At 51.5% G+C, this 726-nt stretch carries 1 protein-coding gene; it reads right to left on the bottom strand.

Translation table 11 applies throughout. From position 1 onward, the window contains the following. A partial coding sequence (locus tag R7O13_RS26850) for a S1 RNA-binding domain-containing protein (RefSeq protein ID WP_318305205.1) occupies nt 1–726 on the bottom strand: 726 nt, incomplete at both ends.

The raw sequence follows: 726 nt of genomic DNA, 5'->3' as shown, positions 1-726 counted from the left end.
CGATGAGGAATCATCACGGCGAGGTTGACGACGTTGTGATTGGTCATTACGACGTGGCGCTGCTGATGAGCGTTGGCTGCGGTTGTCTTGACCCGGCTCGTCGTTTAAACGCATCGATAGACCGATACGCTTGCGCTGTACATCCACTTCCATCACTTTCACTTTAACGATGTCACCTGCTTTCACCACTTCACGCGGATCAGAAACGAAACGATCCGTCAGGGCTGAGATGTGCACTAAACCATCTTGGTGAACACCAATATCGACGAAAGCACCAAAGTTGGCCACGTTCGATACGACGCCTTCGAGAATCATGCCCGGTTCTAGATCTGCAACCGAGTTAACGCCTTCAGCGAAGGTTGCGGTTTTGAACTCCGGACGAGGGTCTCGGCCTGGTTTGTCCAGCTCCTTGATGATATCGGTCACCGTTGGGACACTGAAGTGCTCATCGGTGTAATCCACCGCGTGCAGACCTTTAAGGAACGTCGAATCGCCAATCCGTGCTTTGATGTCTTTACGGTTCTTCTCGGCAATCGCTTTGACTACAGGGTAGGCTTCTGGGTGCACTGCAGAGGCATCCAGTGGGTTCTTACCATCCATAATACGAAGGAAACCCGCACACTGCTCGAACGCCTTAGGACCTAAACGAGGTACTTTCTTCAAGGTTGTACGTGCTTCGAAACGACCGTTTTCATCACGCAAGTCGACAATGTTCTGTTCGATGGT

This window comes from Vibrio sp. Y176 (genome assembly GCF_033438945.1).
The sequence above is the reverse complement of the archived record's forward strand: the minus strand, read 5'-3'. Positions and strand labels throughout refer to the sequence as shown.